The organism is Sporolactobacillus terrae DSM 11697 (assembly GCF_000648615.1).
In the GTDB taxonomy this organism is placed as follows: domain Bacteria; phylum Bacillota; class Bacilli; order Bacillales; family Sporolactobacillaceae; genus Sporolactobacillus; species Sporolactobacillus terrae.
Window position 1 is genome coordinate 1 of record NZ_JFZC01000060.1, and the last position, 600, is coordinate 600.

General features: G+C 38.8%; 1 protein-coding gene. It reads right to left on the minus strand.

The genetic code is table 11. The annotated features are described in order from the left end of the window. Positions 1–52: 52 nt before the first annotated feature. Entirely contained in the window at positions 53–253 is a 201-nt protein-coding gene (locus tag AA84_RS0112260) for a hypothetical protein (RefSeq protein ID WP_028977442.1), read from the minus strand. Between the last annotated feature and the right edge of the window lie 347 nt (positions 254–600).

Below are 600 nucleotides of genomic sequence, written 5' to 3' on the forward strand. Positions count from 1 at the left end.
TGGCCAGTGTTTTTGTTATTTATCCGTCATCCTCGTTTGTCTCGAGTAGGAGTTATGATTGAGCTTCCTCCTTTAACTGCCTGCGTCTTTCAGCAATCAATTTTTCGAGTTCGTCGAGATCGTCAGGAGCGGCGTCGAGACGAATAAAGGATTTTGCTGTTGACTTTTTAGACATGTACCGTTTACGTTCCCGATTCTTGGCTTCCCAATTTCGAGACGCTTTTATTTGAGCATCACTGGTTTTCTTTTCCATAGTATCACCAGTCCTTTTTAAATAATTTGAGCAGAAACAGAATAAGCCATACACAAACAGCAATCAAGCCAATTATTTTAAGAATGGTCAAGTGTGAGAAATCAACATCAGATAGCCAGGACAGAAATAAAATAAGGAACAAAACATCTACAGTTTTAAGTTTTTTCATGATAAAAAGTGGTTATGATATAATAAATGAGTGGGGGATTGCTCCCCCGGTAAAAATCATCTTCGTCGCTTCTTTTTTCGAGGCTTCCGATGATCTTTGATGAGATAATAGGCACCGATTATCGCGGCCAGCGTTGTTACGGTACTTCTTATCTCATCAATTATTTTATCAACCACTT